The sequence below is a fragment of the Streptomyces sp. TM32 genome, from assembly GCF_004122755.1.
GTDB classification, from domain to species: Bacteria; Actinomycetota; Actinomycetes; order Streptomycetales; family Streptomycetaceae; genus Streptomyces; species Streptomyces sioyaensis.
Genome location: NZ_SDIG01000041.1, coordinates 14,079 through 40,464, shown reverse-complemented (window position 1 = coordinate 40,464; position 26,386 = coordinate 14,079). Strand labels below are relative to the sequence as shown.

Genomic DNA, 26,386 nt, shown 5'->3' with positions numbered 1-26,386 from the left:
GCCGGACCCCTGGTCCTGGAACTGCTGCCGGGCGCGGGGCGGAGGTAGGAGAGGTAGACCTCCTGGAGCTCGGGCAGCAGCGCCAGGGACGTGAGGTCGACGGGGGCGTCGAGCACCCCGTAGAGCTGGAGTTTCCGGACGCCGGGGAAGGCCGGGAGGACCGAGGTCAGCAGGGTGCTCAGGTGGGGGGCGGGCTGGCGTGCATTATTGAGGATGCTGAGGGTTTTCACCTGGGGGAGCTGGAGGCCGGCAGGGACGCGCAGGGTGACACCATCGTCCGCCACGCCGAAGGAAAGCGTGTCCAGTGAGTTCAGTGAGGCCAGTTCGCCCCACTGTTCCTCGGCGAAGCCCTTGGTGAGGCGCTGCAGATGAAGGCTCTGCATATGGGGCCAGCGCTCCAGACCGGTGAATGCGGAGCCAAGGGGCAGACCGAGGCCCAGGTGCCGTAACGGGGCGTCCGCGGGTAGTGCTTCCAAGCCACCCGCTGGGAGTCGGGTGTACAGACTCAATTGGCGTATGTGGCGCAGGCGAGCGAGTCCGTGCGGAGTCGGCAGGGGTTTGTCTGGCGGCCCGGAGATGCCCAGCCAGTCGAGGTGAAGGTCCGCGAGCGGTGCGACGCTTTCGACCCCGGGACAGTGCCAGAGCGACAGCGTGTCCAGGGACGGAAACCCGTGGAGGAAGTCGAGTTCGCTGATCTCTGGATTGTCCGAGAGGTCCAGGACTTTGACCGGCCCGGGCATCAACGCATCGTGGAGTTCGCGGGAGGTGAAGGGGCCGCTGACCATGATGCGGGGGCGACCGCCAAGTGCTTTGAGGGCACGCAGCTCGGGGCGTGAGGTGACGGTGACGTTCACGCCGGTGTCGAGGTGCTGCATGATTTCCCGGGCATACCGGTCCGTATCGAAGTGCGGCCAGGACAGCGCGAGTTGAAATGCCACACGTTCGTTCCGATGGCCCCGGAACCGCTTCATGACCTCCAGCGCCGCGTCCGAAGCAAGGAGTGCGGCCGTGGCCACCACCTCCTGTGCCTCATCGTCCTCCAGCCCTTCCGGGCCCGGCAGCAGTTCCAGGACCAGGGGTCCGGCCGTGGCCAGCAGCTGTGACTCCTCGCGGGTGCGCGGCGGCAGAATCGCCCGGGCTCGCTCCTGCACCTCCTCCCGCACCCGCGGATCCAGCTCCGCCGCGTGCTCCAGGCAGGCCATCGCGAGCAGGTGGATACGCAGCCGGGCGGCATCGTCCGCGAGACGGTCGCCCTGGGCCACCAATTCCCCGAGAATCTCCGCCCGTTCCCGCGGCCGCGCATGCGCCACCGCCATCCGGATCACGTCCTCCCACTGGGAGTCCTCCGCCTGCGCGACCAGCAGTCCGAAGTCCCCGTCCTCCACGGCGGCCTTGGCGCCGAGGTAGTCCTGGAAGGTCCGGTGGACGAAGTCGACCGAGCCGGGCGCCGGTTGGCGGAGCAGACCGCTGCGCAGCAGCAGATGGCGGAAGACCGCCGCCGCGTCGCCCTGCTCCGCGGCGGCGGGTACGGCCGGCAGCGCCTCGCCGACGATCCGCTCCGCCCGGTCCCGGTCGAGTTCCGTACGGCCGTTGCGGATCAGCCAGTAGGCGAGCCGCTGGAGGAGCTGGATCTGCGGCTCGTCGCTCAGCTCGATGCCCGTGGGGGCGCCCATGTCGCGTTCGCGGTCGCGGCGGGAGAGCAGCATGCCCAGGGCCGCGTCGTACAGCTCCTTGCGGCCGGTGGGCAGATAGCCGCGGCGGTCCCGGTGCAGCGCGCAGATCAGGCCGCACATGAGGGGGTTGGTGGCGAGCCGGGCGAGGTCCTGTTTGGTGTGCACGGCGGCCAGGAGGGACTGCTCGTAGGCGTCGAGGCGTTCGGGGTCCTCGGCGTCGCAGCGGGCCGCGTCGTGCCAGCGGCCGATGAACGCGGCGACCTCGGCGCGGCTCATGGGGGAGAGCGTCAGCTCGCCGAAGCCGTCGGCGGCGAGCCAGTCGTCGCGTACGGCGGAGGGGCGGGAGGTGACCATCCACAGGTTGTCCGGGAAGGCGTCGAGCAGATCGCGCAGCCAGCGGCGGGTCAGCTCGCGCTCGCGCTCGGGGATCTCGTCCAGGCCGTCGACCAGCAGCAGTGCCCGCCCGGAGGCCAGCACGCGGTCGACCCAGCCCTCGGGCTGCGAGCCGGAGACGGGGCAGCCGACGGCCGCGAGGAAGTGGCCGGGGGAGGGCAGGGCGGCGCCCTCGCGGGTGAGGGTGCGCAGGGGGAGGACGAAGGGGATGCGGCCGTAGAGGTGGGGGAGGGCGGTCTCGCCCGGCGCCTTGGTGCAGGAGACGGCCAGCCACTGGACCAGGGTGCTCTTGCCGGAGCCGGCGACGCCGCGCAGCAGCAATCGGTCGCGCCCGGCCAGGGCCTGGTCGGCGGGGACGGGGCCGGGGAGGGGGACGGCCGGGCCGGTCCGGGGGCCGCCCGCCGCGTCCCAGGGGGCGCCGGTGGTGACCTCGCGTGCCGGGGTGGCCGTCGCCTCCAGGCTCATGTACGCGGCATCCAGCGGCCACCGGTCCGGGGAGTGGGCGAGATCGATGCCGTAGATGGTCAGCCGGCTGTGTTTGCGGGCGATGTACGTGAGATAGCCGCGCTCGAAGGCGGCGTCGGCGGCCCGCGGGGACGGATGCCGGTCGAGGAACTCGTCGATGAGCGTGATCAGGCTGTCCAGGCTCCGGCTCTGCTGGACCAGGGTGCGGGCCACGAAGGTCGACCGCTGGGTGAAGAAGTGCACGATGTGCAGACAGGCCGTCCCGAGCAGGGTGGCGTGCAGCAGCTCGCCGTCCCGGGAGAGGCCGCGGACGGCATGCGGGCTCGCCGCCTCCAGGCGTTCGGCGAGGGCGGTGGCACCCAGGCGGACGGCCTGTACGTCGTCCATGTCGAGGTCGCCCAGGCCGCGCAGCGTGGTGGCCAGGGCCTCGGCCACCGCCCGCTCCTCGTCCTCGGCCAGGGGACGCTCGCCGGGCCCGGCGGTCCGTACGGCCCGGGCCACCAGCTCCGCCGCGATCTTGTGCAGGTCCTGGTCCGACAGGGTCCGCCGCTCGCCCTTGAAGCTGACCAGCCCGGAGACCCGTACCGGCTTCGCCACCAGCCCGGCGCCCGGCCCCTCCTTGACGAAGAGCTTCCTGACGAGCGGCGCGACCACGCCGGAAGCGAGTCGGACGCCCACTGCTGACGGGTCCATCGTGCGGTCCGCCCTCCCCCGTGGCCGGTGCTGTGGTCCGGCCAGGCTAGAGCGGATGCCGGGGCCCCGGGGTGGGGTTCCGCCAGGTTCGTGCGCGCGGCGGTGTGCGCACAAAGGTGTGGCGCCCGTCACGGAATTCTCTGCCGTAATGGCTTCCGAATTGATTCCCGGCGGTCCGTGCGTAACCCGCGTCACAGCATTCCAAGTAGCCCAGGTCACACGGAAAAGGCATTTGATCTTGCCTGCTCGTGACATGGCACACAGGCGATTTCTGCCCTACTAAAGAAATTAGGGGAGGGCGGGGGCGGTGGATCGGGGGTTGCCGAGGACGCGGGCGCGGGGCGCGGGCGAGATAAGCGCCAGGTGAGGTGCCGCCCGTGCAATGGAGGGGTAAAGGGGCAGCTCAGAGGCGCTCTTGTGGGCACTGGTAACACCCTAGTTGTCCCATTTTGACGGTTTCATGCAGGGGTCGGACGCGGAGTCAAGGCCCGGATTTGACCGGCCTTTGATACGGGCCGGGTTAGTAGAAAGGCCCCTTGGCGGGGCGGCGCAGGCGGGTTACCAAGGTGTGGCGCTCCCGGTCCGCAGCCGGGAAACCAATCAATTCCCTGGATTCCCTGGAGGAAAAACCCGCATGTCGAAGTTCGCCGCTCTCCGTAATTCGAAGAAGTCCGCGCTGCGCAATCGCGTCGCCATTGTCGCCGCCGGTGTCGGCATGACCGCCGCACTCGGCGCCGGTATCGCCACCGCCGCCGACGCGGGTCTGCAGCACCTCACCTCGGGCGTCGGTTCGGCCGTCACCGCGCAGGCCGACGCGCAGGCCAAGTCCGCCGCGCACGCCAAGTCCGCCGCGGCCAAGGCCAAGAAGAACGCGGCCAAGAAGCCCAACGCCTGGGTCAAGCCGGTCGACAAGTACACGCTGGGTGAGCCCTTCGGCATCCCCGGCAGCCACTGGGCGCACAAGCACAGTGGTCAGGACTTCGTCGTGCCGACCGGCACCGCGGTCAAGGCCGTCCACAAGGGCACCGTCGTCAAGGCCGGCCCCTGGGGTGGCGGCGACGGCCCGGCGTACGGCAACGCCATCGTGATCCAGCACGAGAACGGCACGTACACCCAGTACGCCCACCTGTCACGGATCGAGGTCCAGGTCGGTCAGCAGGTCGGCACCGGCCAGCAGATCGCCAAGTCCGGCAGCACGGGCAACTCCACCGGCCCCCACCTGCACTTCGAGGTCCGCACCGGCCCCAACTACGGGTCGGGCATCGAGCCGACCGGATTCCTGCGGGCTCACGGCGACGCCGTCTGAGCTGAGTCCGGCCGGGCTGGCCGGCGGCTCGGCGGGTTTGCCGCCGTGACCAGTTCTGTGGCGACCTCGAGGACGGCCTTGCGCTTCTCCTCGGGGTCGCCTTCCACGTGCTGCATCGCGAACATGCCCGCGTGCATGGAGAACAGCGCCGTGATGCAGCGCACCTGATCCGTCAGCTCCGACCCGGGCTCCTTCAGGAGGTCGAAGAGCGTCAGCATCCGCTCCTTGAAGCCCTCACCGATGCTCAGGTCGCGCACCGCGGCCTGGTTCTCCTGGAGGAAGCGGAAGAACGGCCCGGCCGACCGCAGGGCCTCGCTGTAGCGGCGGATGATCTCCTGCTTGGTCTCCAGGGTGCGGGGCTGCTCCCCGGCCCAGGCGATCAGCTCGTCGATGGGCCCGGTCAGGTCCTGGAACAGGCTGATGACGAGGTCTTCCTTGGTCTTGAAGTGGTAGTACAGCGCCGCCTTCGTGACCTCCAGCTGTTCGGCGATCTCGCGCAACGAGGTCTTCTCGTAGCCCCGTTCGGAGAACAGCTCCAGAGCGACGTCCTGAATGCGCTGACGGGTGTTCCCCCTGCGCCCTTGTGTGCTCATCGTGCTCTCCTGCGTCGTCGGTACTGGTCAGAGGGGTGCCCCGTGGGGCCGGAGAGAAACTTACTTGACGCCCGGCAAGTTGGCCCTTACCTTCAACACCGTACTGAACTAGCCGGGCGGCAAGTAAGTGGGAGTGGGTAATGGGGAAGTCGCAGTCTGCGACCCCGACGGGGGACGGACGAATAGCGGCCTCGGCGGCCAGAACGGACGCCGGGCCGGGCACGGGGGAGAAGCAGCCGGCCGGCGTACGGGTGGTGCTCTTCGCGTTGATGATCGCGATGCTGCTCGCGATGCTGGACAACATGATCGTCGGCACCGCGATGCCGACGATCGTCGGTGAACTGGGCGGGATGGACCACCTGTCCTGGGTGGTCACCGCGTACACGCTCGCGACCGCGGCCTCGACGCCGATCTGGGGCAAGCTCGGCGACATGTACGGGCGCAAGGGCGTCTTCCTGTCGTCCATCGTGCTCTTCCTGATCGGCTCCGCGCTGTCCGGCATGGCGCAGGACATGGGGCAGCTGATCGGCTTCCGCGCGGTGCAGGGTCTGGGCGCGGGCGGGCTGATGGTCGGCGTCATGGCGATCATCGGCGATCTGATTCCGCCGCGGGAACGCGGCAAGTACCAGGGCATGATGGCCGGGGTCATGGCCGTCGCGATGATCGGCGGACCGCTGGTCGGCGGCAGCATCACCGACCACCTCGGCTGGCGGTGGAGCTTCTACATCAACCTGCCGCTCGGTGCGATCGCGCTGGTGATGGTGACCGCGGTGCTGCATCTGCCGAAGAAGCGCTCGCAGACCCGGATCGACTACGTCGGCGCCGCGCTGCTCACCCTGGGCATCACCTCGCTGGTGCTGATCACCACCTGGGGCGGCACCGAGTACGACTGGCTGTCCGGCCAGATCATCGGCCTCGGGGTGCTCGGCCTCGTGGCGCTCGCCCTCTTCGTGCTGGTGGAGCGCAAGGTCAGCGAGCCGGTGCTGCCGCTGCACATCTTCCGTAACCCCAACTTCTCGCTGGTCACCCTGATCGGCTTCCTGGTCGGCTTCGTGATGTTCGGGTCGATGACGTTCCTGCCGCTGTTCCAGCAGACCGTGCAGGGCGCCTCGGCCACCAACTCCGGTCTGCTGCTGCTGCCGATGCTGCTCGCGATGATGGCGGTGTCGCTGTTCGCCGGGCGGGTGACCACCAAGACCGGCAAGTACAAGATCTTCGTCGTGGTCGGCGGTGGGCTGATCACCGCGGGCCTGGCTCTGCTGTCCCTGATGGACACCGGCACCACCCGCTTCACCTCGGGCGTCTACATGGCGGTGCTCGGCGCCGGTATGGGCTTCCTGATGCAGACCACGATGCTGATCGCGCAGAACAGCGTGGAGATGAAGGACATGGGCGTCGGGTCGTCCTCGGCGACCCTCTTCCGCACGATCGGCGGCTCCTTCGGCGTCGCGATCTTCGGTGCGATCTTCACCCACCAGGTGCAGTCCACGATGGTCGAGCGGATCGGTGCGGCCGGTGCGAAGGTCACCGGCGGCGGGGCCCAGATGGACCCGAAGGGCCTGGCCAAGCTCCCGCCGATGATCAAGGACGCCTACGACCACGCGGTGGCCGCCGGCACCCACCACGTCTTCCTGTGGGGCGCGGCGATCAGCATCGTCGGCTTCGCCGCGGCCTGGTTCCTCAAGGAGGTGCCGCTGCGCGGCGCCCCGACCCCAGCTGCCGAGAGCCCGGAGGGTGGGGACGCTCCGGTGGACCGGGTGGCGGTGGCGGAGCCCGTCTGACCCGGCCCCCGTTCTCGGCCCGCGGCGGCCCCCGGCACCTCGGTGCCGGGGGCCGCCGTGCTGCGTCCGGGCGGAACCGGGCGGTGCGGGAGCGGGCGGTGCGGGAGCGGGCCGGCCGACCACCGCGGCGCGGGTCACCGGGACGACCGGCGTCGCCGCCCCGTCAGCGGTCCGGAAGCCGGCTGACTCAGCGGTCCGGAAGCTGTATGACGGGGAAGCTGCCCGTATTGGTGGGGGCGTTCTCCGGGAGCCAGAGGACGGAGACGGCGCCGGTCGAGCCGTCGGTGAGTTCATCGGCGTTGCGGAAGGTGAGGCGGGCGCCCAGGACGCGGGCCTGGCCGGCCGCGATGGTCAGGCCCAGGCCGTGGCCGCGGCCGGCCCGGTCGCTGCTGCCGGTGCGGAAGCGGCTCGGCCCCTCCCGCAGCAGCGCCTCGGGGAAGCCCGCACCGTGGTCGCGGACCCGCAGGACCCGGCCCTCGACGGTGACCTCGATCGGCGGCCGGCCGTGCCGGGCTGCGTTGGCGATGAGATTGCCCAGGATCCGCTCCAGGCGGCGCGGGTCGGTGGTGACCTCGGCCTCCCGGGTGACCTCGACGCCGATGCCGGGGTCGAGGGCGTGCACCCGGCGGGTGACGAACTCGCCGAGCACGACGTCCTGGAGCTCGGCACGCTCGGCATGGCCGTCCAGTCGGGCCACTTCCAGAACGTCCTCGACGAGGGTGCGCAGCGCCTGCGCCCGGTCGCGGACCAGCTCGGAGGGGCGGCCGGGCGGCAGCAGTTCGGCGGCGGTGAGCAGCCCGGTGACCGGGGTGCGCAGTTCGTGTGCGATATCGGCGGTGACCCGCCGCTCGGCCTCGATGCGCTCCTGGAGGGCGTCCGACATGGCGTCCACGGCCCAGGCGAGATCGTCGGTCTCGTCGCGGACCCGCCCGCTGCCGACCTCGTCGCGGATGCGGACCGAGGTGTCGCCGTCGGCGAGCTTGCCGGCGGCCGCGGCGGCCTTGCGCAGCCGCTGGGAGAGCCGCCCGCCGACCAGTACGCCCAGTGCGCAGCCGCCGACCACCACCGCGGTCGAGCCGATGACCAGCGCCTGGTCCAGGTCGTCCAGGACGGCGAAGCGGTCGGGGTAGTGGTCGTGGACGGAGAGCACCCGGCCGTTGCTGAGCGGCGAGGCGGCCCACACCTCGGGGGCGGTCTGCCCGGTGTCCTGGAGGTAGGTGGCGCGCTTGTTCTTGGCGACCTCGTCCCGCAGCGGCTCCGGCAGCTCCGGATCGTTGATCTTGGCGCCGTACAGCAGCCGGTTGGTCGACTGGAAGACCCGCTGGATGAAGTCGAGCCGCTCGATCTGCACATCGCGGCTGTTGTCGAGCATGGAGTGCCGGGCGGCGTTGTGCACGACAAGGCTCAGCGCGACCGCGACCAGTGCTCCGACGAGCGCGATCGCGGCGCTGAGCTTCCATCTCAGCCCCGTCCGCAGGGCCAGCCTGACCACCGGAGGTGTCAGCCTCTCAGCTTGTATCCGAAGCCGCGGACCGTCTCGATCCGGTCCTGGCCGATCTTGCCGCGCAGCCGCTGGACATGGACGTCCACGACGCGGGTGTCGCCACCCCAGCCGTAGTCCCAGACCCGCTCCAGCAGCCGGTCGCGCGAGAGGACCGTACCCGGTGCGTGGGAGAACTCCAGCAGCAGCCGCATCTCGGTCGGCGTCAGCGCGACGTTCTCGCCGCCCTTGCGCACCTCCATGCCCTCGGTGTCCACCTCCAGATCACCGAAGCGCAGCAGCGTCTCGGCGGGGTCCGCCGCCTCCGCCCGGACGGCGGCGGCGCCGTCCGGACCGCTGGCGTGACCGAAGCGGCGCAGCACGGCGCGGATCCTGGCGACCAGCACCGCGCCGTCGAACGGCTTGGTGACGTAGTCGTCGGCGCCGGCCTCCAGGCCGAGCACCACGTCGATGGAGTCGGCGCGCGCCGACAGCATGATCACGGGGACCGTCGACTCATCGCGGATCCGCCGGCACAGGCTGACGCCGTCCAGCCCCGGCACCATCACATCGAGCAGCGCGATGTCGGGGCGGTTGGCGCGGAACGCCTCCAGGCCCGCGAGCCCGTCGGGCATCGCGGTGACCACGAATCCGTCCCGCTCCAGCGCGAGCTGGGTGGCTTCGCGGATGACGTCGTCGTCCTCGACGAAGAGCACATGAGTCTCGGCCATGCCGTTGTCTCAACCCTCCGATGCCGTGCCGTCGTCCGGCGTGGCCTTGTTGTAGTCCGTGTGAGAGCTGGTGTGCTGGATGAAGTGGCCGCCTTTCCAGCGGTAACTGATCACGTCCTCGCCGGAGGGGCAGCACACCTTGTCGCGGGCGGCGTAGGTCTGCCGGGAGACCTCCAGCTCGCCCTTGTTGATGCCGGCGTACACCGACGGCTCTTCATTTCCGTACACCTCGTCGTACCCGCCCTGCGCGCCACTGCGCTTGCGGTAGACGTACGAGCCGATGCCGACGGAGTCCGCGCAGGTCATGACGTTGACGATGATATCGGGGGAGGAGTTGCCGGTCAGGGAGGCGTAGGTCACCTCGACCGGGTACGCGTCGGCGGCGCACGGCTTGTAGAGGGTCTTCTTCACATACGCGCCGACCTTCGGGTCGCCCCGCAGCAGCTGGACCGCGTTGACCTTCTGGCCACGGGGGGTCGAGGCCGGGGTGGGGGTGGTGCTCACCGCACCCTTGGGGGCGTGGGTGGGGCCGGCCGACCCCTCGCTGCGCACGCCCTCGCCCCCCGGATTGCATCCGGCCAGCAAAAGGCCGACGGCGGCCACTCCTGCCGTGGCCGCGCCGCCTCTGGTCAACCCGATCCTGGTCAACCTGTTCCTGGACAATCCGCTCCCGCTCACCGTGCTGCTCGCACAGCTGCCGTTCCCGATGCTGTTCCTGTTGTGATTGTCGCGCGTCGGACTGTGAGCCGTGAGGCGCCTGTCGATGTGTCTGCTTTGTCGGATAAAGACGCGATTTTGGATGTGTGCGGCGCCGTGCGGTGGGACCTGGGCCGTGCGCCGCCGGTCAGGCCGCGCACCGCTCCTGCTCCCGCCCCCGCTCGCCGCGCTCCAGCATCCGGGCGTCGATGTCCCGCATCTGGAGCTCCTGGCGCAGCCGGGCGAGCGCGCGGTGCAGGGTGCTCTTCACGGTACCCGTGGACATGCCGAGCGCCGCCGCGGTCTCCTCCGTGCTCATCTGCTCCCAGTGCCGCAGCACGACGACGCTGCGCTGCTTGGGGGCGAGCACCCCGAGGATGTCCATCAGCAGGGCGCGGTCGGCGCGCTGCTCGGTGCCGTCGTCCACGCTCGCGTCCGGGAGCTGCTCGGTGGGCACCTCCTCCAGCTTGCGCGCCCGCCACCACTCGGTCCGCGTGTTGATCATGACGCGGCGGAGGTAGGCGTCGGCCAGTGACTTGTCCGCGATGCCGTCCCAGCGGCCGTAGGTGCGGACGAGTGCCGTCTGCAGGAGGTCCTGGGCGTCGACCGGGTCGGGCACCAGGCGACGGGCGCTCCGCAGCAGTGCCTCCTGCCGCGTCCGCACGTACTCTTCGAAGTCCAGTACCTTGCCGCCGCTGGTCGCCATCTCGACGCCTCCGATCCGCTTTCGATTCCCCACGTTGGCCGTGCTGGCGGTCATCTCCAGCACGAGGGAGACGCTACGGAGGGGGTGTTGCGGCGTAGTGTGCGTCGGCCCCACAAGGAGTGCACGGAAAACCCTCGGTTGTGTAACAGCCCGCGAGGGGTCATCCCTCGGACGGACGGCGGGTCTCCGGACGTCATACTCCGGGGGGAGAGGCGCCCCCACCGAAAGATCTATGAGGTGTGACGGGGCGGCAATCGCAGTGTGTGAGGGGCGTCTTCGCGTCGCCTCACGGAGCTTTTCGGTCATTGTGCACCGAAAGGTGTTACGGAGTCGGCGAAACCACGGGCGCGGCCACCGCAGCGGCCGCGCCCCTCTGTATGCGGGAGTGGTGAGCGGCGCGTTACGTCAGCGGCAGCCGGTAGCGGCCACCGCCGAGCGGCTCCACCAGACCGTCCGAGACCAGGCCGTCCAGCGCGCGGGCCCGCTGCACCGGCTCGTCCCACACCGCGTCCAGCACCTGCTGCGGCACCGGTGCGACCGCCTCGCGCAACACGGCGAGCAGCTTGCCGCGCACCTGCCGGTCGGTACCGGCGTACGTCTGGATGCGCCGCGGCGGACCGTCGTGCACCGGGGACCCGGCCTGCCGCCAGGCGCACTGCGCGGCGATCGGGCAGCGGCCGCACTCCGGTGAGCGCGCCGTGCACAGCAGCGCACCCAGCTCCATCGTGGCCGCCGCCCAGCGCGCCGCCAGCTTCTCGTCGTCGGGCAGCAGCGCCCGGGCGAGCTTGCGCTCCGCGGCGGTGGTGGCGTTCGGCGGGAACTGGCGGCCGGCCACCGCGCGGGCGAACACCCGGCGCACATTGGTGTCCAGCACCGCGTGCCGCTGCCCGTACGCGAAGGAGGCGACCGCCGCGGCGGTGTACTCGCCGACGCCGGGCAGCGCCAGCAGCTGGGCGTGCTCGCGTGGCACATCGCCGCCGTGCCGCTCCTGTATCGCGGAGACGGCGGCGTGCAGGCGCAGGGCGCGGCGCGGATAGCCGAGGCGGCCCCAGGCGCGCACCGCTTCGCCGGGCGCCTCGGCGGCCAGGTCGGCGGGGCGCGGCCAGCGGGCCAGCCACTGCTCGTAGACCGGCAGCACTCTGCTGACCGGGGTCTGCTGGAGCATGAACTCGCTCACCATCACGCCCCAGGCGCCCGCCTCGGGGCGGCGCCAGGGCAGATCGCGGGCGTGCTCGTCGAACCAGTCGGTGACCGGGCCGTGCAGCGCGGTCCCGTCGGCGGCTCCCGCGGCCGCGTCGGCGGCGGGGGCGGTCTCGGCGGCGGCGGTCGTGGCAGTGGAGGTGACAGGCGTCGAAGTCATGGCACTGCCGATCCTGGCACGTCCGGGGGCGCCCGGGGAACGCGCCGGGCCCGCCCCGCCGCGCGCCCACCCGCACGCAGGACGGCCGGGGGCGCACGGGTGGCGGTTACCGGCGGTATGCGCTAGCCGGTGCGGCGCCCGGGGCGGGGGCCCGCCGCGCGCCGGCCGGCCGCGGCGGGCGAGGATGCGGTCATGGCGGAAAAGACCGGTACGGAAGACGGAAACGGTACGGGCGGGTCGGCCTGCCCGGAGGCGATCCGGCGGGCGCTCGCCGCGCACACGACGATGACGCTGGCGTATACGGACGAGGACGGGCCGCAGGCCTGCGCGGTGCTCTATGCGACCGGCCCGGAGACCGGCGCGGCGGCCGGCGCCGGCGCCGCCGTCCCGGGGCCCGCGCTCTACTTCGTCACCGCGGCCACCACGCGGCACGGCCGGGCGCTGGCCGGGCCCGGCGCCCGCGCCGCGTTCACGGCGCAGCGGGACGGCCAGGAGTGGAGCGGGCTGACCGGGCTCCAGGGCCGGGGGCGCTGCCGCATCCTGACCGGTGCCGACCGGGCCGCCGCCTGGCGGGTCTACCTCGCGCGCTTCCCCTTCGTCGCCGAGAGCGAGCGGCTGCGCGGCGCCCTGGAGCGGACCTCGCTGTGGGAGCTGCGCCCGGACTGGCTGCGGCTGATCGACAACGGCCAGGGCTTCGGGCACAAGGAGGAGTGGTCGCGGGGGTGAGGGCCTCGGGGGCGCAGGGGGCCCTCGACGGCAGGGCGGCCGGGGCGGAACAGCCGTCGGCCGCACGGTCATCGGGCCCCTTCGGGAGGGAAACGCGGCCGGGGTGCCGTCTCCGGGCCGATGATGCGAAAAGTTGCGCCGGATACGGCGGGTACTGGCCAGTGCGGCTGCCGATCTCTCGTAGAGTTTCCGCGTGGGATCACTGCGCAATCCGATCGGGCCGCTTCCCTCCTCCATCTACTGGCGGCGGAGGGCCGTTGCGCTGGCCATCGTCGTCCTGCTCGCCCTTCTGGTGGTGTGGGCCCTCAACTTGGGCGGGGGCGGCGGCAAGAGCGGCGACGAGGGCAAGGACTCGCGCGGCCAGGGACCCGCGACGTCCATCACGCCCGGCCCCTCCGGCAGCGGCCCGGCGATCGGCGAAAAGCCCGGCGGACGCGGGGAGTCGGGCAGCGGCGGCGGATCCGGCTCCGGGGACGGCGCCGGCTCGGCGGGCGGTGACGGCGACTCCTCCGGTGGCGGTGCCGACTCCGGCGGCCCCGGTGGCGGGCCGATCGGCCAGGGCTCCGGCAAGAATGCCGTCGCGGCCGGTTCCTCCCTCCCGAACTGCGTCTCCGACAAGGCCGAGTTGGTCCTGCGCAGCGTCAAGCACTCGTACGCGCCGGGCGCGAAGCCGGAGTTCGAGCTGACGGTCAAGAACTCCGCCGGTGCGGCCTGCAAGGTGGATCTCGGGCAGAAGGCCGCGGTGCTCACGATCACCGACAGCGCGGGCGACGACCGGGTCTGGGCCTCGAACGACTGCCCGTCGGGCACCGCCCCCGCGCTGCTGAAGGTGCCGGCCAAGGGCGCGGTGCAGCGCACCGTCGTGTGGGACCGCCGGGCCAGCGGTCCGCAGTGTGCGACGCCGAGTTCGGCCCTGGTGCCCGCCGGCACGTACCGGATCCAGGCCGACGTCCCGGGGCTGGAGACGGCCCGTACGTCCTTCGAGCTGGCCAAGAGCTGAGCGCCCTGCGGAACGGTGTGACGGGCGGGCTTCCGAATGATCCGGAAGCCCGCTCTCTGTTTGTTTCGCCCGTGGTGATTCCGCCGAGAGCGTGCGCCGCTGGTCCAGGGCGCCGCCGTCCGGCACAGTCGCCGGCATGAAGCTACTGATGCTGGGCGGTACGGAGTTCGTCGGCCGGGCGGTCACCGAGGCGGCGCTGGCGCGGGGTTGGCAGGTGACGGTCTTCCACCGCGGGAACCACGCCCCGCCCCAGGGGGTGACGGCTCTGCACGGCGACCGGGCGGACGCGGCCGGGCTCGCGGCCCTGGAGCAGGGCACCTGGGACGCCGTCGTCGACACCTGGAGCCGTGCCCCGGCGGCGGTGCGGGACGCGGCGCGGCTGCTCGCCGGGCGGGCCGGGCGCTACGCCTATGTCTCCAGCCGGTCGGTGTACGCGTATCCGGCCCCGTACGGGGCCGACGAGGATGCGCCGCTGGTCGCCGGATCCGCCGGCGCCACGACGTTCGACGACTACGCGGCGGCCAAGCGGGGCGGCGAACTGGCCGCGACCGAGGTGTTCGGCAACCGGGCGCTGCTGGTGCGCGCGGGCCTGATCCTCGGGCCGTACGAGAACATCGGGCGGCTGCCGTGGTGGCTGGGCCGGATCGCCCGCGGCGGTCCGGTCCTCGCGCCGGGGCCCCGGGAGTCGGGGCTGCAGTACATCGACGTCCGCGATCTCGCGGAGTGGACCGTCGGCGCCCTGGAGTCCGGGCTCGGCGGACCGTACAACCTGCTGAGCGAGCCCGCGCACGCCACCATGGGCGAGCTGCTGGAGAGCTGTGTGCGGGTCACCGGCGCGGACGCGGAGCTGCGCTGGACCGCTCCGGAGGACATCCTGGCCGCCGGTATCGAGCCCTGGACCGAAATGCCGGCCTGGCTGCCGCCCGGTGAAGCGCGGGGACGCGTTCTTCGGTGCCGACGTGTCCAGGGCCCTGGCGACCGGGCTGCGCTGCCGGCCCGTGGGCGAAACGGTCGCCGACACCTGGGACTGGCTGCGGTCCCTCGGCGGCACGGCGCCCCAGCGCCCGGACCGGCCGGTGCTCGGCCTGGCCCTGGAGAAGGAGGCGGCGGTGCTGGGGTAGCGGGCGCGCCCGGAACCCCTCGCCGCAGGGACGCGCGGGGCCGCGGCTCGTCGCGGCGGGGGGACCGAAGCCGGCCGGGGCCTGTCCGAGGGGCAGCCCACGGAGATCGGAGAGAGACCCCTAGGGCTGATCCAAACGACAGGCCCTAGACGTACCGCTCCAGGATCGACGACTCCGCCAGCCGCGACAGGCCCTCGCGGACCGAGCGGGCGCGGGCCTCGCCGACGCCGTCCACCGTCTGGAGGTCGTCGACGCTGGCCGCGAGCAGCTTCTGCAGCCCGCCGAAGTGGTCGACGAGGCGCTCGATGACCGTGCCGGGCAGGCGGGGGACCTTGGCCAGCAGGCGGAAGCCGCGCGGCGAGACCGCGGAGTCCAGGGTCTCGGGCGAGCCGCTGTAGCCCAGCGCGCGGGCCACGGTGGGGAGTTCGAGCAGCTCGGTGTGGCTGAGGGCGTCCAGCTCGGCGAGCGCCTCGGTGACCGTGCGGGAGCGCTTGGCGGTCGGCTCGGGGACGTAGTCGCGCACGACCAGCTCCCGCTCCGGCTCCACGCCGGCGATCAACTCCTCCAGCTGGAGGGCGAGCAGCCGGCCGTCCGTGCCGAGCTCGACGACGTACTCGGCGATCTCGGTGGCGATCCGGCGGACCATCTCCAGGCGCTGGGCGACCGCGGAGACATCGCGGACCGTGACCAAGTCCTCGATCTCCAGGGCGGAGAGGGTGCCGGCGACCTCGTCCAGCCGGAGCTTGTAGCGCTCCAGGGTCGCCAGCGCCTGGTTGGCGCGGGAGAGGATCGCGGCGGACTCCTCCAGCACGCGGCGTTCGCCGTCCACATAGAGGGCGATCAGCCGCATGGACTGGCTGACCGAGACGACCGGGAAGCCGGCCTGGATCGAGACCCGCTGGGCGGTGCGGTGGCGGGTGCCGGTCTCCTCCGTCGGGATGGAGGCGTCCGGGACGAGCTGGACGCCGGCCCGCAGAATCTTGGTGATGTCCTTGTCGAGGACCAGCGCACCGTCGAGCTTGCACAGCTCGCGCAGGCGGGTGGCCGTGAACTCCACGTCCAGCACGAAGCCGCCGGTACACATGGACTCGACGGTCTTGTCGAAGCCCAGGACGATCAGTCCGCCCGTATTGCCGCGGAGGATGCGCTCCAGGCCGTCGCGCAGGGCTCTACCGGGCGCGACGGCGCTCAGCGAGGCGCGCATCAGGCTCTCGGTGCCGGAACTGCCACCGGCCCTGCCCGGAGTCGATGCCCGGTCGTTGGCTGCCACTGCACTCCTCCGTCGCAAGGTCTGTCGGTCCGCAGGCCGCCCGGCCCATGCTGTGGTTGACGTACCAGCGGAGCGTACGCGGCCGACAGGCAATTCTGCGGTGACGGGCGAGACCAGGGCAAAGTCTACCGGCGTGCGCCCTCTTCCTGTGGGGCCTCCCGGCGGACCCGCTTGGGCAGGACGCTCAGCGCCTCTCCGACGTCGGCGACCTCCAGCACCCGCATGCCGTCGGGGATCTTGCCGGGGTCGGCGGGGACCAGGGCGTGGGTGAAGCCGAGCCGGGCCGCCTCCGACAGTCGGCGCTGGACGCCGGTGACCCTTCTGACCTCGCCCGCGAGCCCGACCTCGCCGATGGCGACGAGGTTCTTCGGCAGCGGGGTGTCACTGGCGGCGCTGGCCAGGGCGAGGGCCACGGCGAGGTCCGCGGCGGGCTCGGTCAGCTTCACGCCGCCGACCGTCGCGCTGTAGATGTCGCGCTTGCCCAGGGCGCTGATCCGGCCGCGCTGCTCCAGGACGGCGAGCATCATCGAGACCCGGGAGGTCTCCAGGCCGGAGGTCGTACGGCGCGGGGAGGGGATCTGGGAGTCGACGGTCAGCGCCTGGACCTCGGCGACCAGCGGGCGGCGGCCCTCCAGGGTCACCGTCAGGCAGGTGCCGGGCACCGGCTCGGCACGGCGGGTCAGGAACAGGCCCGAGGGGTCGGCGAGGCCGGTGATCCCCTCGTCGTGCAGCTCGAAGCAGCCGACCTCGTCGGTGGTGCCGTAGCGGTTCTTGACGCCGCGGACCAGGCGGAGGCGGGCGTGCCGGTCGCCCTCGAAGTGCAGGACGACATCGACGAGGTGCTCCAGCAGGCGCGGGCCGGCGATGGCGCCGTCCTTGGTGACGTGGCCCACCAGGAGGGTCGACATGCCGCGTTCCTTGGAGGCGCGGATCAGGGCGCCGGCCACCTCGCGGACCTGGGCCATGCCGCCGGGCGCCCCGTCGATCTCGGGGGAGGCGACGGTCTGCACCGAGTCCAGGACCAGCAGCGACGGCTTGACCGTGTCCAGATGACCGAGCACCGCCGACAGATCGGTTTCGGCCGCCAGATACAGATGGTCGTCGAGGGCGCCGATGCGGTCGGCGCGCAGCCGCACCTGGCTCGCGGACTCCTCGCCCGTGACATAGAGCGTGCGGTGCGCGTCGGAGGCGGCCTTGGCGGCGACGTCCAGCAGGAGGGTGGACTTGCCGACGCCGGGCTCGCCGGCCAGCAGCACCACGGCGCCCGGGACCAGGCCGCCGCCCAGGACGCGGTCCAGCTCGTCCACGCCCGTGGAGCGGGCGGTGGCCTGCCGGCCGTCGACCTCGCCGATGGGCAGGGCGGCCGTGGTGACCCGGCCGGGCGCGGTCGTGCGCACCGCCGGGGCGCCGCCGAACTCCTCGACCGTGCCCCATGCCTGGCACTCGGGGCAGCGGCCGAGCCACTTCGCGGTGGTCCAGCCGCATTCGGTACAGCGGTAGGAGGGACGCTCCTTGCCCGACGATTTACGCGTTGCCATGGGCTCACCGTAACGGCGGGGTCCGACAACGCGTTCCCGAGCGGGCGCGGAAGCGGGGCCCCGGCGCCGCCGGTGGCACCGGAGAGTGGTCTCCGCGGAGTCCGCCAGCCGCGGAATGGCTGATTCGTGTCCTCTTTTGAGGGATCTGGTCACCCGTAAGGGTTAAAAGTGGCCAACGCGAGCAAGCCGGGCTGCATCATCCGCCTACCGTCGCCGGGGTGATGAGCAGGCCCGAGCACCCCACGCACTCCACCGGCGCACACCGGTCGCGCGGCGACGCGCGGCGCCGGAGCCGGCCGCAGACCTCCCCGCGGCCCGCCCCGGACACCCCGCGCCCCCCGGACACCCGTGACGGCTACGAGCCCTTCCTGGACGGGCTGTTCACCTACTGCCTCTCCGTGCTGTGCGCACACGACGCGGCGACCGCGGTGCTCGGTGAGGTGCTCGCGCTCGCCGACCGGCACCACCACCGGCGGCCCGCCGACCCCGCGCTGCACCGCTGTTGGCTCTACGCCCTGGCCCGCTGGGCCTGTCTGCGCCGGCTCACCGAACGGACCGGGCCGGGCGCCCGGAAGCCGGACACCAAGCACCCCGGCACCGCGGCGCCGGACGCCGAAGCCGCCCGCGACGCCGAGCGCCGGCAGCGTGAACTCGCCGCGCTGGCCTGGCCGGAGGCCGCCGGCACCACCCCCGAGCAGCGGGAGGCGCTGGAGCTCTCGGTGCGCCATAAGCTCTCGGCCGAGGAGGTCGCCGCGGTGCTCGGGGCCGATCCGGTCGCCACCCGCGCGCTGCTGGCCACCGCGTCCTGCGAGGTCGAACGGACCCGCGCGGCGCTGGCCGTGGTGGAGTCCGGCCGCTGCCGCGAGGTCGCGCAACTGGCCGGCGACACCCAGGTACTGCTGGGTCCGGCGCTCAGCCGGGAGCTGGTGCGCCATGTCGACGACTGCGCGGTGTGCCGGCGCACCGCCGAGCGGGCCGCCGCGCCCGGGGCGTGGCCCGGCACCGCGCCGGTGGACCGGGGCACGCTGCCGCTGGTCCCCGCGCCCCGGGAGGCCGTCGCGGGTGCGCTGGCGGCGCTCCGGCCCGCCACGTCGGGCCGGGCGAAGGGGAGGGGCGGTGCGGGAGGTGGCGGCCGGGCAGGTGGGGCAAACGGTTCTCCTCGCTATGACCGCAGCGGATTCCCCGTCGGCCCGCCGCCGGACCGGGTGGCCCGCCGGCGCAGGCTGCGCAGCCGCGCGCTGACCACCACCGTGGTCGCCACGGTCGTCGCGGCGCCGGTGCTGGCCCTGTGGGCGGCGTACCACGGCACGCCGGCCACCGACGAGGCCGCGGACGACTCACCCGCCGTGACCGCCAGCGCATCCCACACCGGGGAGCGGATGGGCGGCCGCCCGTACGAGAACGCCGGCAACGCCAGGACGACGCCCGGGCCCGGCTTCACCACGGGCGACGGGGAGCACGATGTGTCCGTCGAGGTGATCAGCGCGAACGGCACCCCGGAGCGGACGGGCGGGCCGCACGGCCGGCCGGAGTCGGCGGGCCGGCTGGCGGTCGCCGCGCAGCCGAGCGGCCGGACCACGGTGATCACGCTCAGCGCCTCGGGCGCCCACCCCGTGCGCTGGTACGCCGCGGCGGGCGCGGCCTGGCTCCAGATGAGCCATACGGCAGGCACGCTGCGGCCGGGGCAGTCCACCACGATCACGGTCTACATCGACCACGACCGGGAGCCCGCGGGCCACTGGCGGGCCCGGATCGCCATCGAGCCCGGCGGCACCGCCGTCACGATGAAGGGCTACGGCGCGAGCGGCCCGGCTCCCGCGCCGCAGCGGACCAGGTCCGCGCACCCGAGGCCGCGGCCGACGCCGCCGGCCACGACGCCGACGCCCACGCCGACCCCACCGGCTCCGACGTCGACGCCTCCGCCCGCGACGCCGACACCCGCGCCGACCAAGCCCGCGCCGGGCTCCACGCCGTCGAACACCACCCACCCCGCCCGCTGAGCGCGGCCGGCGGCCCGCCGGGTCCCGCGGCGGGCCCGGCGCGCGCTCACTGCTGACGCTGCGGCTTCGGGTCCGCCGGGTGCGGCGCCATCGGCAGCGTCGCCGCCAGCCGCTCCTCGCACAGCTCGACGAGCTTGGCGTAGCCCTCCTTGCCCATCAGCTCGGTGAGCTCCGGCCGGTACGAGACGTACACCGGGTCGCCGGCGCCGTGCGCCGAGGTCGCCGAGGTGCACCACCAGTGCAGGTCGTGGCCGCCGGGGCCCCAGCCGCGCCGGTCGTACTCCCCGATCGTCACCTGGAGGACCCGGGTGTCGTCCGGCCGGTCGATCCAGTCGTAGGTCCGCCGGACCGGCAGCTGCCAGCAGACGTCCGGCTTGGTCTCCAGGGGCTCGCGGCCCTCGCGCAGCGCGAGGATGTGCAGCGAGCAGCCCGCGCCGGCCGGGAAGCCGGGGCGGTTCTGGAAGATGCAGGAGCCCTGCCAGCGGCGGGTCTGCCGGTCGCCGTCCTCGTCCTCCTCGACCCAGCCGGACGTGGTGCCCACGTCGTGGTGCTGCCACAGGTCGGGCGTGAGGCGTGCCACATGCTGCGCGACCCGCTCCTCGTCCTCCTCGTCCGAGAAGTGCGCCCCGAGCGTGCAGCAGCCGTCGTCCGCCCGGCCGGCCTGGATGCCCTGGCAGCCGCTGCCGAAGATGCAGGTCCAGCGGGAGGTCAGCCAGGTCAGGTCGCAGCGGAAGAGTTGCTCGTCGTCGGCCGGGTCGGGGAAGGTGACCCAGGCGCGGGCGAAGTCGAGGCCGACCTCGTCGGCCGCCGCCCCGCCCGGGGACCGTGCCTCCTCGGCCGCCTGAGCGCGCCGCTTTTCTTCCTTCTTCAGCGCTTTTTCGTGCTTCGCCTTTTTCGTCTTTGCCACGAGTCCAGCGTAAGGCGAGCGGCGACGGGCACCGCGCCGACAGGACTGCCCATCGGGGGCAGTAGGTTTCCCCGTATGAGACTCGGTGTCCTCGACGTGGGTTCGAATACGGTCCATCTGCTGGTGGTGGACGCACACCCGGGCGCGCGCCCGCTGCCCGCCTATTCGCACAAGGCGGAGCTGCGCCTTGCCGAACTCCTCGACGAGCGCGGCGCGATAAGCGAGGACGGGGTGGAGCGGCTGGTGGCCACCGTGCTGGAGGCGCTCCAGGTGGCCGAGGACAAGGGCGTCGAGAGCGTGCTGCCGTTCGCCACCTCCGCGGTCCGCGAGGCCACCAACGGCGACGAGGTGCTGCGCCGGGTCGCCGCGGAGACCGCGGTCGAGCTCCAGGTCCTCGCCGGTGAGGACGAGGCGCGGCTCACCTTCCTCGCCGCCCGCCGCTGGCTGGGCTGGTCCGCGGGCCGGCTGCTGGTGCTGGACATCGGCGGCGGCTCGCTGGAGATCGCCTACGGCCTCGACGAGGACCCGGACGTGGCGGTGTCGCTGCCGCTGGGCGCCGGCCGGCTGACCGCGGGCGATCTGCCCGGCGACCCGCCGGACTCCGAGGACGTGCGGACGCTGCGCCGCCGGGTGCGCGCCGAGATCGCCAAGGTGGTGAGCGAATTCACCCGCTTCGGCACTCCCGACCGGGTCGTCGGCACATCCAAGACCTTCCGGCAGCTGGCCCGGATCGCGGGCGCCGCGCGCTCCGCCGAGGGGCTGTACGTCCAGCGGGAGCTGACCCGCAAGAAGCTGGAGGAGTGGGTGCCGCGGCTGGGCTCGATGTCCGCGCAGGAGCGGGTCACGCTGCCCGGCGTGTCCGAGGGCCGCTCGCGGCAACTGCTCGCCGGGGCGCTGGTGGCCGAGGCGGCGATGGATCTGTTCGGGGTCGAGACGCTGGAGATCTGCCCGTGGGCGCTGCGCGAGGGCGTCATTCTGCGGCGGCTGGACCACCTGCCGTAGTGGTGCCCGGACCGGCGGCGGGCCGCGGCCGCCCGGACCTCCTGCCCCGCGCGCAGCCCCGGCCCGTACGCTGTCCCTCGTGACAGAGCCAGTGGTGCGCATCCCGGATGCGAAGGTCGCGCTGTCCACGGCCTCGGTGTATCCGGAGTCGACGGCGACGGCCTTCGAGATCGCCGCCCGCCTCGGTTACGACGGCGTCGAGGTCATGGTGTGGACCGACCCGGTCAGCCAGGACATCGACGCGCTGCGCCGGCTCTCGGACTACCACGGCGTCCCGGTGCTGGCCGTGCACGCGCCGTGTCTGCTGATCACCCAGCGGGTCTGGTCCACGGACCCGTGGGTCAAGCTCCAGCGCGCCCGCAGCGCCGCCGAGCGGCTGGGCGCCTCGACGGTGGTCGTGCATCCGCCGTTCCGCTGGCAGCGCACCTATGCCCGGGAATTCGTCCGCGGCGTCTGGCGGATGGAGCACGAGACGGACGTGAAGTTCGCCGTCGAGAACATGTACCCGTGGCGCTACCGGGACCGCGAGATGCTGGCGTACGCCCCCGACTGGGACCCCACCAACGACGACTACCGGCACTTCACGGTCGACCTCTCGCACACCTCCACGGCCCGCAACGACGCGGTGGAGATGGTGCGGCGGATGGGCGACCGGCTGGCGCATGTGCACCTCGCCGACGGCAACGGCTCCGCCAAGGACGAGCATCTGGTGCCGGGCCGCGGCAGCCAGCCCTGCGCCCAGGTGCTGGAGCGGCTGGCGGCCACCGGCTTCGACGGCCATGTGGTCGTCGAGGTCAACACCCGCCGGGCGATGTCCGCCGCCGAGCGCGAGGCGGACCTGGCCGAGGCGCTGGCCTTCACCCGCCTCCACCTCGCCTCGCCGAACCGGGTCCCGGGCTCGTGAGCGGCAGCGCGAACGGGAACGGGCCGGACGACGCGTCCTCGGAGCCCGCTACGCCGCCGCCGGCCCGCCGCCGGGGCCGCCCCGCCCGGGCCGCCGCCGAGGCCGGTCCCGGCGCCCGTGAGCGGATCCTGGCCGCGGCCCGTACGGAGTTCGCCGAGCGCGGCTACGACAAGACCTCGATGCGCCGGATCGCCAAGGCGGCCGGGGTGGACTCGGCGCTGGTGCACCACTACTTCGGCACCAAGGAGCAGGTCTTCGCGGCCGCCATCGAGCTGACCTTCGCCCCCGCGCTGACCATGCCCGACGCTCTCGCGGGCGGCGGCGCGGACGTGGGCGAGCGGATGGCCCGCTTCATGTTCGGTGTCTGGGAGAACCCGGTCAGCCGGCAGCCGCTGCTGGCGATCATGCGCTCCGCGCTGACCAACGACACCGCGGCGGCCGTGCTGCGCGGGCTGATCGAGCGCCGGATGCTCCAGCGGGTGGCCGGCGAACTGCACGTACCCGACCCGGAGTTCCGGGTGCAGCTGGCCGCCTCCCACCTCATCGGGATCGCGATGCTGCGCTATGTGATCAAGATGGACCCGGTCGCCTCCGCGGACACGGAAGAGATCATCGCCATGGTCGCCCCGGCCCTCCAGCGCTATCTGACGCAGCCCTGACAGCCTCGGGCGAGGCCCGCTCGGGCGTCCCCGAAACGCCCCTGACCTGCACTGACGTCCTCACTCTGCGCTGTCCGCAGTCCGGGCAGCCGTCTCACATCGCGGAGAGGCTGTCCAGATCTTGGATCAAGGGCGTAATCTCGACGGGAGCCCATATATCTGGAGCCCATATATATGACGCCACCCGGTGCCCGGCAGGGCCGGATACCGGAGCCGGCGGTCGTACGGACGTAATCCCGAGGGAGTGACCATCGTGCCCGATCTGAGGTCCCGCACCGTTACCCATGGCCGCAACATGGCCGGCGCCCGAGCCCTTATGCAGGCCTCCGGGGTAGCGCGCGAGGACTTCGGCAAGCCGATCGTCGCGGTCGCCAACAGCTTCACCGAGTTCGTGCCGGGCCACACCCACCTCCAGCCGGTCGGCCGGATCGTCTCCGAGGCGATCCACGCGGCGGGCGGCATCGCGCGCGAGTTCAACACCATCGCGGTCGACGACGGCATCGCCATGGGCCACGGCGGCATGCTCTACAGCCTGCCGTCGCGCGACCTGATCGCCGACTCCGTCGAGTACATGGTCGAGGCGCACTGCGCGGACGCGCTGATCTGCATCTCCAACTGCGACAAGATCACCCCGGGCATGCTGATGGCCGCGATGCGGCTCAACATCCCGACCGTCTTCGTCTCCGGCGGCCCGATGGAGTCCGGCAAGACGACGCTGGTCGACGGCACCGTCCGCACCCTCGACCTGGTCGACGCGATCTCGGACGCCGTCAACGACAAGATCTCGGACGAGGACATCCTCCGCATCGAGGAGAACGCCTGCCCGACCTGCGGTTCCTGTTCCGGCATGTTCACCGCCAACTCGATGAACTGCCTGACCGAGGCGATCGGCCTCTCGCTGCCCGGCAACGGCTCCGTCCTCGCCACGCACACCGCCCGCAAGGCGCTGTACGAGAACGCCGGCCGGACCGTCGTCGAGATCACCAAGCGCCACTACGAGCAGGACGACCACACCGTCCTGCCGCGCAACATCGGCTCCCGCGCCGCCTTCGAGAACGCCATGGCCCTGGACATCGCCATGGGCGGCTCGACGAACACGATCCTGCACCTGCTCGCCGCGGCCCAGGAAGCCGGACTCAGCTTCGACCTGGAGGACATCAACGCGGTCTCGCGCCGGGTGCCCTGCCTGGCGAAGGTCGCACCGAACGTCGCGCCGGGCGGCACGTACTACATGGAGGACGTGCACCGGGCCGGCGGCATCCCCGCCATCCTCGGCGAGCTCTACCGCGCCGGACTCCTCAACGAGGACGTGCACACCGTGCACAGCGCCTCCATCGAGGAGTGGCTCAAGACCTGGGACGTGCGCGGCGGTTCACCCTCCGACGTCGCCGTCGAACTGTGGCACGCGGCCCCCGGCTGCAAGCGCTCGGCGACCGCCTTCTCCCAGTCCGAGCGCTGGGACAGCCTCGACGTGGACGCCGAGGGCGGCTGCATCCGCGACCTGGCGCACGCCTACTCCGTCGACGGCGGCCTGGCGGTCCTCAAGGGCAATCTGGCCGAGGACGGCTGCGTCGTGAAGACCGCCGGCGTCGACGAGTCCATCTGGACCTTCGAGGGCCCGGCCGTGGTCTGCGAGTCGCAGGAGGAGGCCGTCGACAAGATCCTCAAGAAGCAGGTCAAGGAGGGCGACGTCGTCGTCATCCGCTACGAGGGCCCCAAGGGCGGCCCCGGCATGCAGGAGATGCTCTACCCGACGTCCTTCCTCAAGGGCCGCGGCCTGGGCAAGGCCTGCGCCCTGGTCACCGACGGCCGCTTCTCCGGCGGCACGTCCGGCCTGTCCATCGGCCACGCCTCGCCCGAGGCGGCGTCCGGCGGCACCATCGCCCTCGTCGAGGACGGCGACCGCATCCGCATCGACATCCCGAACCGCTCGATCGAACTCCTGGTCAGCGAGGACGAGTTGACCGCCCGCCGTGCGGCCCTCGGCGGCGTCTACGCCCCCAAGCACCGCGAACGCAAGGTCTCCCAGGCCCTGCGCGCGTACGCGGCCATGGCCACCAGCGCCGACAAGGGCGCGGTGCGGGATGTGAGCAAGCTGGGCTGAGGCGGCACCAGCCCGCTCGGCGAGAAGGCCCCTGTGGGGTGACGGGGGCCTTTTGCTGTGTGCCCGCTTGTGTGCCCGCCGTGCGATTAGCGTGTGGCCTGTGGCGGATCCGCTAGCGCCCGGGCGGCTTGCCGGGCGATACTGGGGGCATGGCCGTGCAGTCTCCTTCGTTTCCGGTGCCGAACGCGTTCGAGGTGTTGTGTGCGCAGTACGCACAGCGGCTGCCCGCGCAGCTGGAGGACCTGACCGGTCCCGCCCGCGGCACGGTCGACCTGCCGTTGCACGTGGTCTGGTCGGGCCGCCGCTCCTACGGCCTGGAGCAGCCGCGCTCGCGGATGAGCCTGTACCGCACCGTCCTGGCCGAAGGGCAGCGCCAGGACCTGATCGACTTCCTGAACCGGGATCTCCTCCTCGCGCAGTGGCCCGTGCTGCGCACACTGATCAGCCGCCCGATCAGAGACGTGTGGGAAGCCGCTTTCCCTGAGCTCGCCACCGCGAGGGCCGCGACGGTCGCGTGAACCTGACAGATCTGCACCGCCGGCTCCTGGCCGACGTCCTCGCTATCGGTACCCCCTACCCGCTGGTGATCACCGGCGGGTACGCCGTACAGGCCCACGGCCTGGTCGACCGACTCTCCCAGGACCTGGACGTGGCCACCGAAAACCCGGCGCCCATGGACGAGATCGTCCTCACGGTCGGCGACGGCCTGGCCGAGCGTGGCTGGGGTGTGCAGCACATCGAGTCCAGTCCGCTGTCGGGCCGACTCATCGCCACCGACCCCGCCACGGGCGAAGAGTGCGAGATCGATGTCCTGAAAGAGGCGTTCTGGGCGCCGCCTACGGTCACCGAGCACGGTCCGGTCCTCTCCCTGGACGACGTGATCGGCACCAAGGTCCGCGCCCTCGCGGACCGCGGCGCGGTCCGCGACCTCATCGACGTCCACGCCGCCACCCGGCATCACTCCACCTCCGACCTCGAAAACCTCGGCCGCCGCCACGCCCGCTTCGAATTCAGCCTCCACGACCTGCGCGATCGCCTCGCCGGCGCCGAGTGGTGGGACGACCAGGACTTCGCCGACTACGGACTGAGCCCTGAACAGGTAGCGGACCTGCGCGCTTGGGCCCTGGCCTGGGCCGGTGACCTCGATACCCGGCTCTCCGCCGGGGAGGACCCGGAGGAGACCTGATCTCCCCGCGCAACGTGTTGCTCTGCCGCCCTGCCGCCGCGACCACAGGGGTACGGATGCGTTGAGGAAAGGCCGTGGTCAGCCAACGGCCC

21 protein-coding genes and 1 pseudogene are annotated in these 26,386 nt (G+C 72.3%); 12 read left to right on the top strand and 10 right to left on the bottom strand.

Annotated elements, in window-relative coordinates:
• The coding region (locus tag EST92_RS12810) for an NACHT domain-containing protein (RefSeq protein WP_161981734.1) at positions 1 to 3,224 on the bottom strand (3,224 nt) is incomplete at its 3' end.
• A 634-nt stretch (positions 3,225 to 3,858) separates the two neighbouring features.
• Here EST92_RS12810 and EST92_RS12805 point away from each other — a divergent pair.
• On the top strand, positions 3,859 to 4,530 hold the full coding sequence (locus EST92_RS12805) for a M23 family metallopeptidase (RefSeq protein ID WP_129281053.1): 672 nt from the start codon (positions 3,859 to 3,861) through the stop codon (positions 4,528 to 4,530).
• On the opposite strand, the gene EST92_RS12800 is transcribed toward EST92_RS12805, so the two are convergent.
• Positions 4,512 to 5,123, bottom strand: coding sequence for a TetR/AcrR family transcriptional regulator (locus EST92_RS12800; protein ID WP_129281052.1), 612 nt, complete (start codon positions 5,121 to 5,123; stop codon positions 4,512 to 4,514). The genes EST92_RS12805 and EST92_RS12800 overlap by 19 nt on opposite strands.
• A 140-nt stretch (positions 5,124 to 5,263) precedes the next feature.
• On the opposite strand from EST92_RS12800, the gene EST92_RS12795 reads away from it, so the two are divergent.
• Complete coding sequence (locus EST92_RS12795) at positions 5,264 to 6,904, top strand: MDR family MFS transporter (protein WP_275540877.1); 1,641 nt, start codon at positions 5,264 to 5,266, stop codon at positions 6,902 to 6,904.
• A 187-nt stretch (positions 6,905 to 7,091) separates the two neighbouring features.
• On the opposite strand, the gene cseC is transcribed toward EST92_RS12795, so the two are convergent.
• The 5 genes from cseC to EST92_RS12770 form a co-directional block, all read right to left on the bottom strand.
• A complete protein-coding gene (gene cseC / locus EST92_RS12790) occupies positions 7,092 to 8,396 on the bottom strand; it encodes a two-component system sensor histidine kinase CseC (protein ID WP_129281051.1) in 1,305 nt (434 codons plus the stop codon).
• A gap of 8 nt (positions 8,397 to 8,404) precedes the next feature.
• A complete protein-coding gene (gene cseB, locus EST92_RS12785; RefSeq protein WP_129248540.1) occupies positions 8,405 to 9,115 on the bottom strand; it encodes a two-component system response regulator CseB in 711 nt (236 codons plus the stop codon).
• A gap of 9 nt (positions 9,116 to 9,124) precedes the next feature.
• Positions 9,125 to 9,667, bottom strand: coding sequence for a hypothetical protein (locus tag EST92_RS12780; protein WP_254068786.1), 543 nt, complete (start codon positions 9,665 to 9,667; stop codon positions 9,125 to 9,127).
• A 292-nt stretch (positions 9,668 to 9,959) separates the two neighbouring features.
• Positions 9,960 to 10,517, bottom strand: coding sequence for a SigE family RNA polymerase sigma factor (locus tag EST92_RS12775; protein WP_040900274.1), 558 nt, complete (start codon positions 10,515 to 10,517; stop codon positions 9,960 to 9,962).
• A gap of 400 nt (positions 10,518 to 10,917) precedes the next feature.
• Positions 10,918 to 11,877: an A/G-specific adenine glycosylase gene (locus EST92_RS12770; protein WP_129281050.1), complete on the bottom strand. Its 960-nt coding sequence runs from the start codon at positions 11,875 to 11,877 to the stop codon at positions 10,918 to 10,920.
• A 192-nt stretch (positions 11,878 to 12,069) separates the two neighbouring features.
• Between EST92_RS12770 and EST92_RS12765 the strand changes: the two genes are divergently transcribed.
• From EST92_RS12765 to EST92_RS12755, 3 genes and pseudogenes are all read left to right on the top strand, one after another.
• Positions 12,070 to 12,603: a pyridoxamine 5'-phosphate oxidase family protein gene (locus tag EST92_RS12765; protein ID WP_129281049.1), complete on the top strand. Its 534-nt coding sequence runs from the start codon at positions 12,070 to 12,072 to the stop codon at positions 12,601 to 12,603.
• Between the two features lie 193 nt (positions 12,604 to 12,796).
• Positions 12,797 to 13,603, top strand: coding sequence for a hypothetical protein (locus EST92_RS12760; protein ID WP_129281048.1), 807 nt, complete (start codon positions 12,797 to 12,799; stop codon positions 13,601 to 13,603).
• 136 nt (positions 13,604 to 13,739) lie between these two features.
• Positions 13,740 to 14,724 (top strand): annotated as a pseudogene (locus tag EST92_RS12755) (NAD-dependent epimerase/dehydratase family protein).
• A 145-nt stretch (positions 14,725 to 14,869) separates the two neighbouring features.
• Here EST92_RS12755 and disA read toward each other — a convergent pair.
• Entirely contained in the window at positions 14,870 to 15,994 is a 1,125-nt protein-coding gene (gene disA / locus EST92_RS12750; RefSeq protein ID WP_129281047.1) for a DNA integrity scanning diadenylate cyclase DisA, read from the bottom strand.
• Positions 15,995 to 16,119: 125 nt separating this feature from the next.
• The gene (gene radA, locus EST92_RS12745) at positions 16,120 to 17,532 is read right to left on the bottom strand and encodes a DNA repair protein RadA (RefSeq protein WP_129281046.1); all 1,413 of its coding nucleotides are present in this window, start codon (positions 17,530 to 17,532) and stop codon (positions 16,120 to 16,122) included.
• A 218-nt stretch (positions 17,533 to 17,750) separates the two neighbouring features.
• Here radA and EST92_RS12740 point away from each other — a divergent pair, with 218 nt between their 5' ends.
• Positions 17,751 to 19,532: a sigma-70 family RNA polymerase sigma factor gene (locus EST92_RS12740; RefSeq protein ID WP_129281045.1), complete on the top strand. Its 1,782-nt coding sequence runs from the start codon at positions 17,751 to 17,753 to the stop codon at positions 19,530 to 19,532.
• Positions 19,533 to 19,578: 46 nt separating this feature from the next.
• On the opposite strand, the gene EST92_RS12735 is transcribed toward EST92_RS12740, so the two are convergent.
• Positions 19,579 to 20,439, bottom strand: a complete 861-nt coding sequence (locus EST92_RS12735; protein ID WP_129281044.1) for a hypothetical protein — start codon at positions 20,437 to 20,439, stop codon at positions 19,579 to 19,581.
• A 75-nt stretch (positions 20,440 to 20,514) separates the two neighbouring features.
• Here EST92_RS12735 and EST92_RS12730 point away from each other — a divergent pair, with 75 nt between their 5' ends.
• From EST92_RS12730 to EST92_RS12705, 6 genes are all read left to right on the top strand, one after another.
• Positions 20,515 to 21,441: a Ppx/GppA phosphatase family protein gene (locus EST92_RS12730; protein ID WP_129281043.1), complete on the top strand. Its 927-nt coding sequence runs from the start codon at positions 20,515 to 20,517 to the stop codon at positions 21,439 to 21,441.
• Positions 21,442 to 21,520: 79 nt separating this feature from the next.
• Entirely contained in the window at positions 21,521 to 22,345 is an 825-nt protein-coding gene (locus EST92_RS12725; RefSeq protein ID WP_174243998.1) for a sugar phosphate isomerase/epimerase, read from the top strand.
• Positions 22,342 to 23,004 carry a TetR family transcriptional regulator gene (locus tag EST92_RS12720; RefSeq protein WP_129281042.1) on the top strand — a complete coding sequence of 221 codons (663 nt, stop codon included), beginning with the start codon at positions 22,342 to 22,344 and terminating at the stop codon, positions 23,002 to 23,004. Before EST92_RS12725 ends, EST92_RS12720 begins: the two co-directional genes overlap by 4 nt.
• A 253-nt stretch (positions 23,005 to 23,257) precedes the next feature.
• Complete coding sequence (ilvD, locus tag EST92_RS12715; protein ID WP_129281041.1) at positions 23,258 to 25,108, top strand: dihydroxy-acid dehydratase; 1,851 nt, start codon at positions 23,258 to 23,260, stop codon at positions 25,106 to 25,108.
• A 149-nt stretch (positions 25,109 to 25,257) separates the two neighbouring features.
• A complete protein-coding gene (locus EST92_RS12710) occupies positions 25,258 to 25,626 on the top strand; it encodes a hypothetical protein (protein WP_129281040.1) in 369 nt (122 codons plus the stop codon).
• Positions 25,623 to 26,294, top strand: coding sequence for a nucleotidyl transferase AbiEii/AbiGii toxin family protein (locus EST92_RS12705; RefSeq protein WP_129281039.1), 672 nt, complete (start codon positions 25,623 to 25,625; stop codon positions 26,292 to 26,294). Before EST92_RS12710 ends, EST92_RS12705 begins: the two co-directional genes overlap by 4 nt.
• Positions 26,295 to 26,386: the final 92 nt, after the last annotated feature.

What these genes read in the sequence shown, in the direction of transcription:
- EST92_RS12805 (WP_129281053.1), top strand. Translation starts at nt 3,859, where the DNA reads ATGTCGAAGTTCGCCGCTCTCCGTAATTCGAAGAAGTCCGCGCTGCGC.
- EST92_RS12800 (WP_129281052.1), bottom strand. Translation starts at nt 5,123, where the DNA reads ATGAGCACACAAGGGCGCAGGGGGAACACCCGTCAGCGCATTCAGGAC.
- EST92_RS12795 (WP_275540877.1), top strand. Translation starts at nt 5,264, where the DNA reads ATGGGGAAGTCGCAGTCTGCGACCCCGACGGGGGACGGACGAATAGCG.
- cseB (WP_129248540.1), bottom strand. Translation starts at nt 9,115, where the DNA reads ATGGCCGAGACTCATGTGCTCTTCGTCGAGGACGACGACGTCATCCGC.
- EST92_RS12775 (WP_040900274.1), bottom strand. Translation starts at nt 10,517, where the DNA reads ATGGCGACCAGCGGCGGCAAGGTACTGGACTTCGAAGAGTACGTGCGG.
- EST92_RS12770 (WP_129281050.1), bottom strand. Translation starts at nt 11,877, where the DNA reads ATGACTTCGACGCCTGTCACCTCCACTGCCACGACCGCCGCCGCCGAG.
- EST92_RS12765 (WP_129281049.1), top strand. Translation starts at nt 12,070, where the DNA reads ATGGCGGAAAAGACCGGTACGGAAGACGGAAACGGTACGGGCGGGTCG.
- radA (WP_129281046.1), bottom strand. Translation starts at nt 17,532, where the DNA reads ATGGCAACGCGTAAATCGTCGGGCAAGGAGCGTCCCTCCTACCGCTGT.
- EST92_RS12730 (WP_129281043.1), top strand. Translation starts at nt 20,515, where the DNA reads ATGAGACTCGGTGTCCTCGACGTGGGTTCGAATACGGTCCATCTGCTG.
- EST92_RS12710 (WP_129281040.1), top strand. Translation starts at nt 25,258, where the DNA reads ATGGCCGTGCAGTCTCCTTCGTTTCCGGTGCCGAACGCGTTCGAGGTG.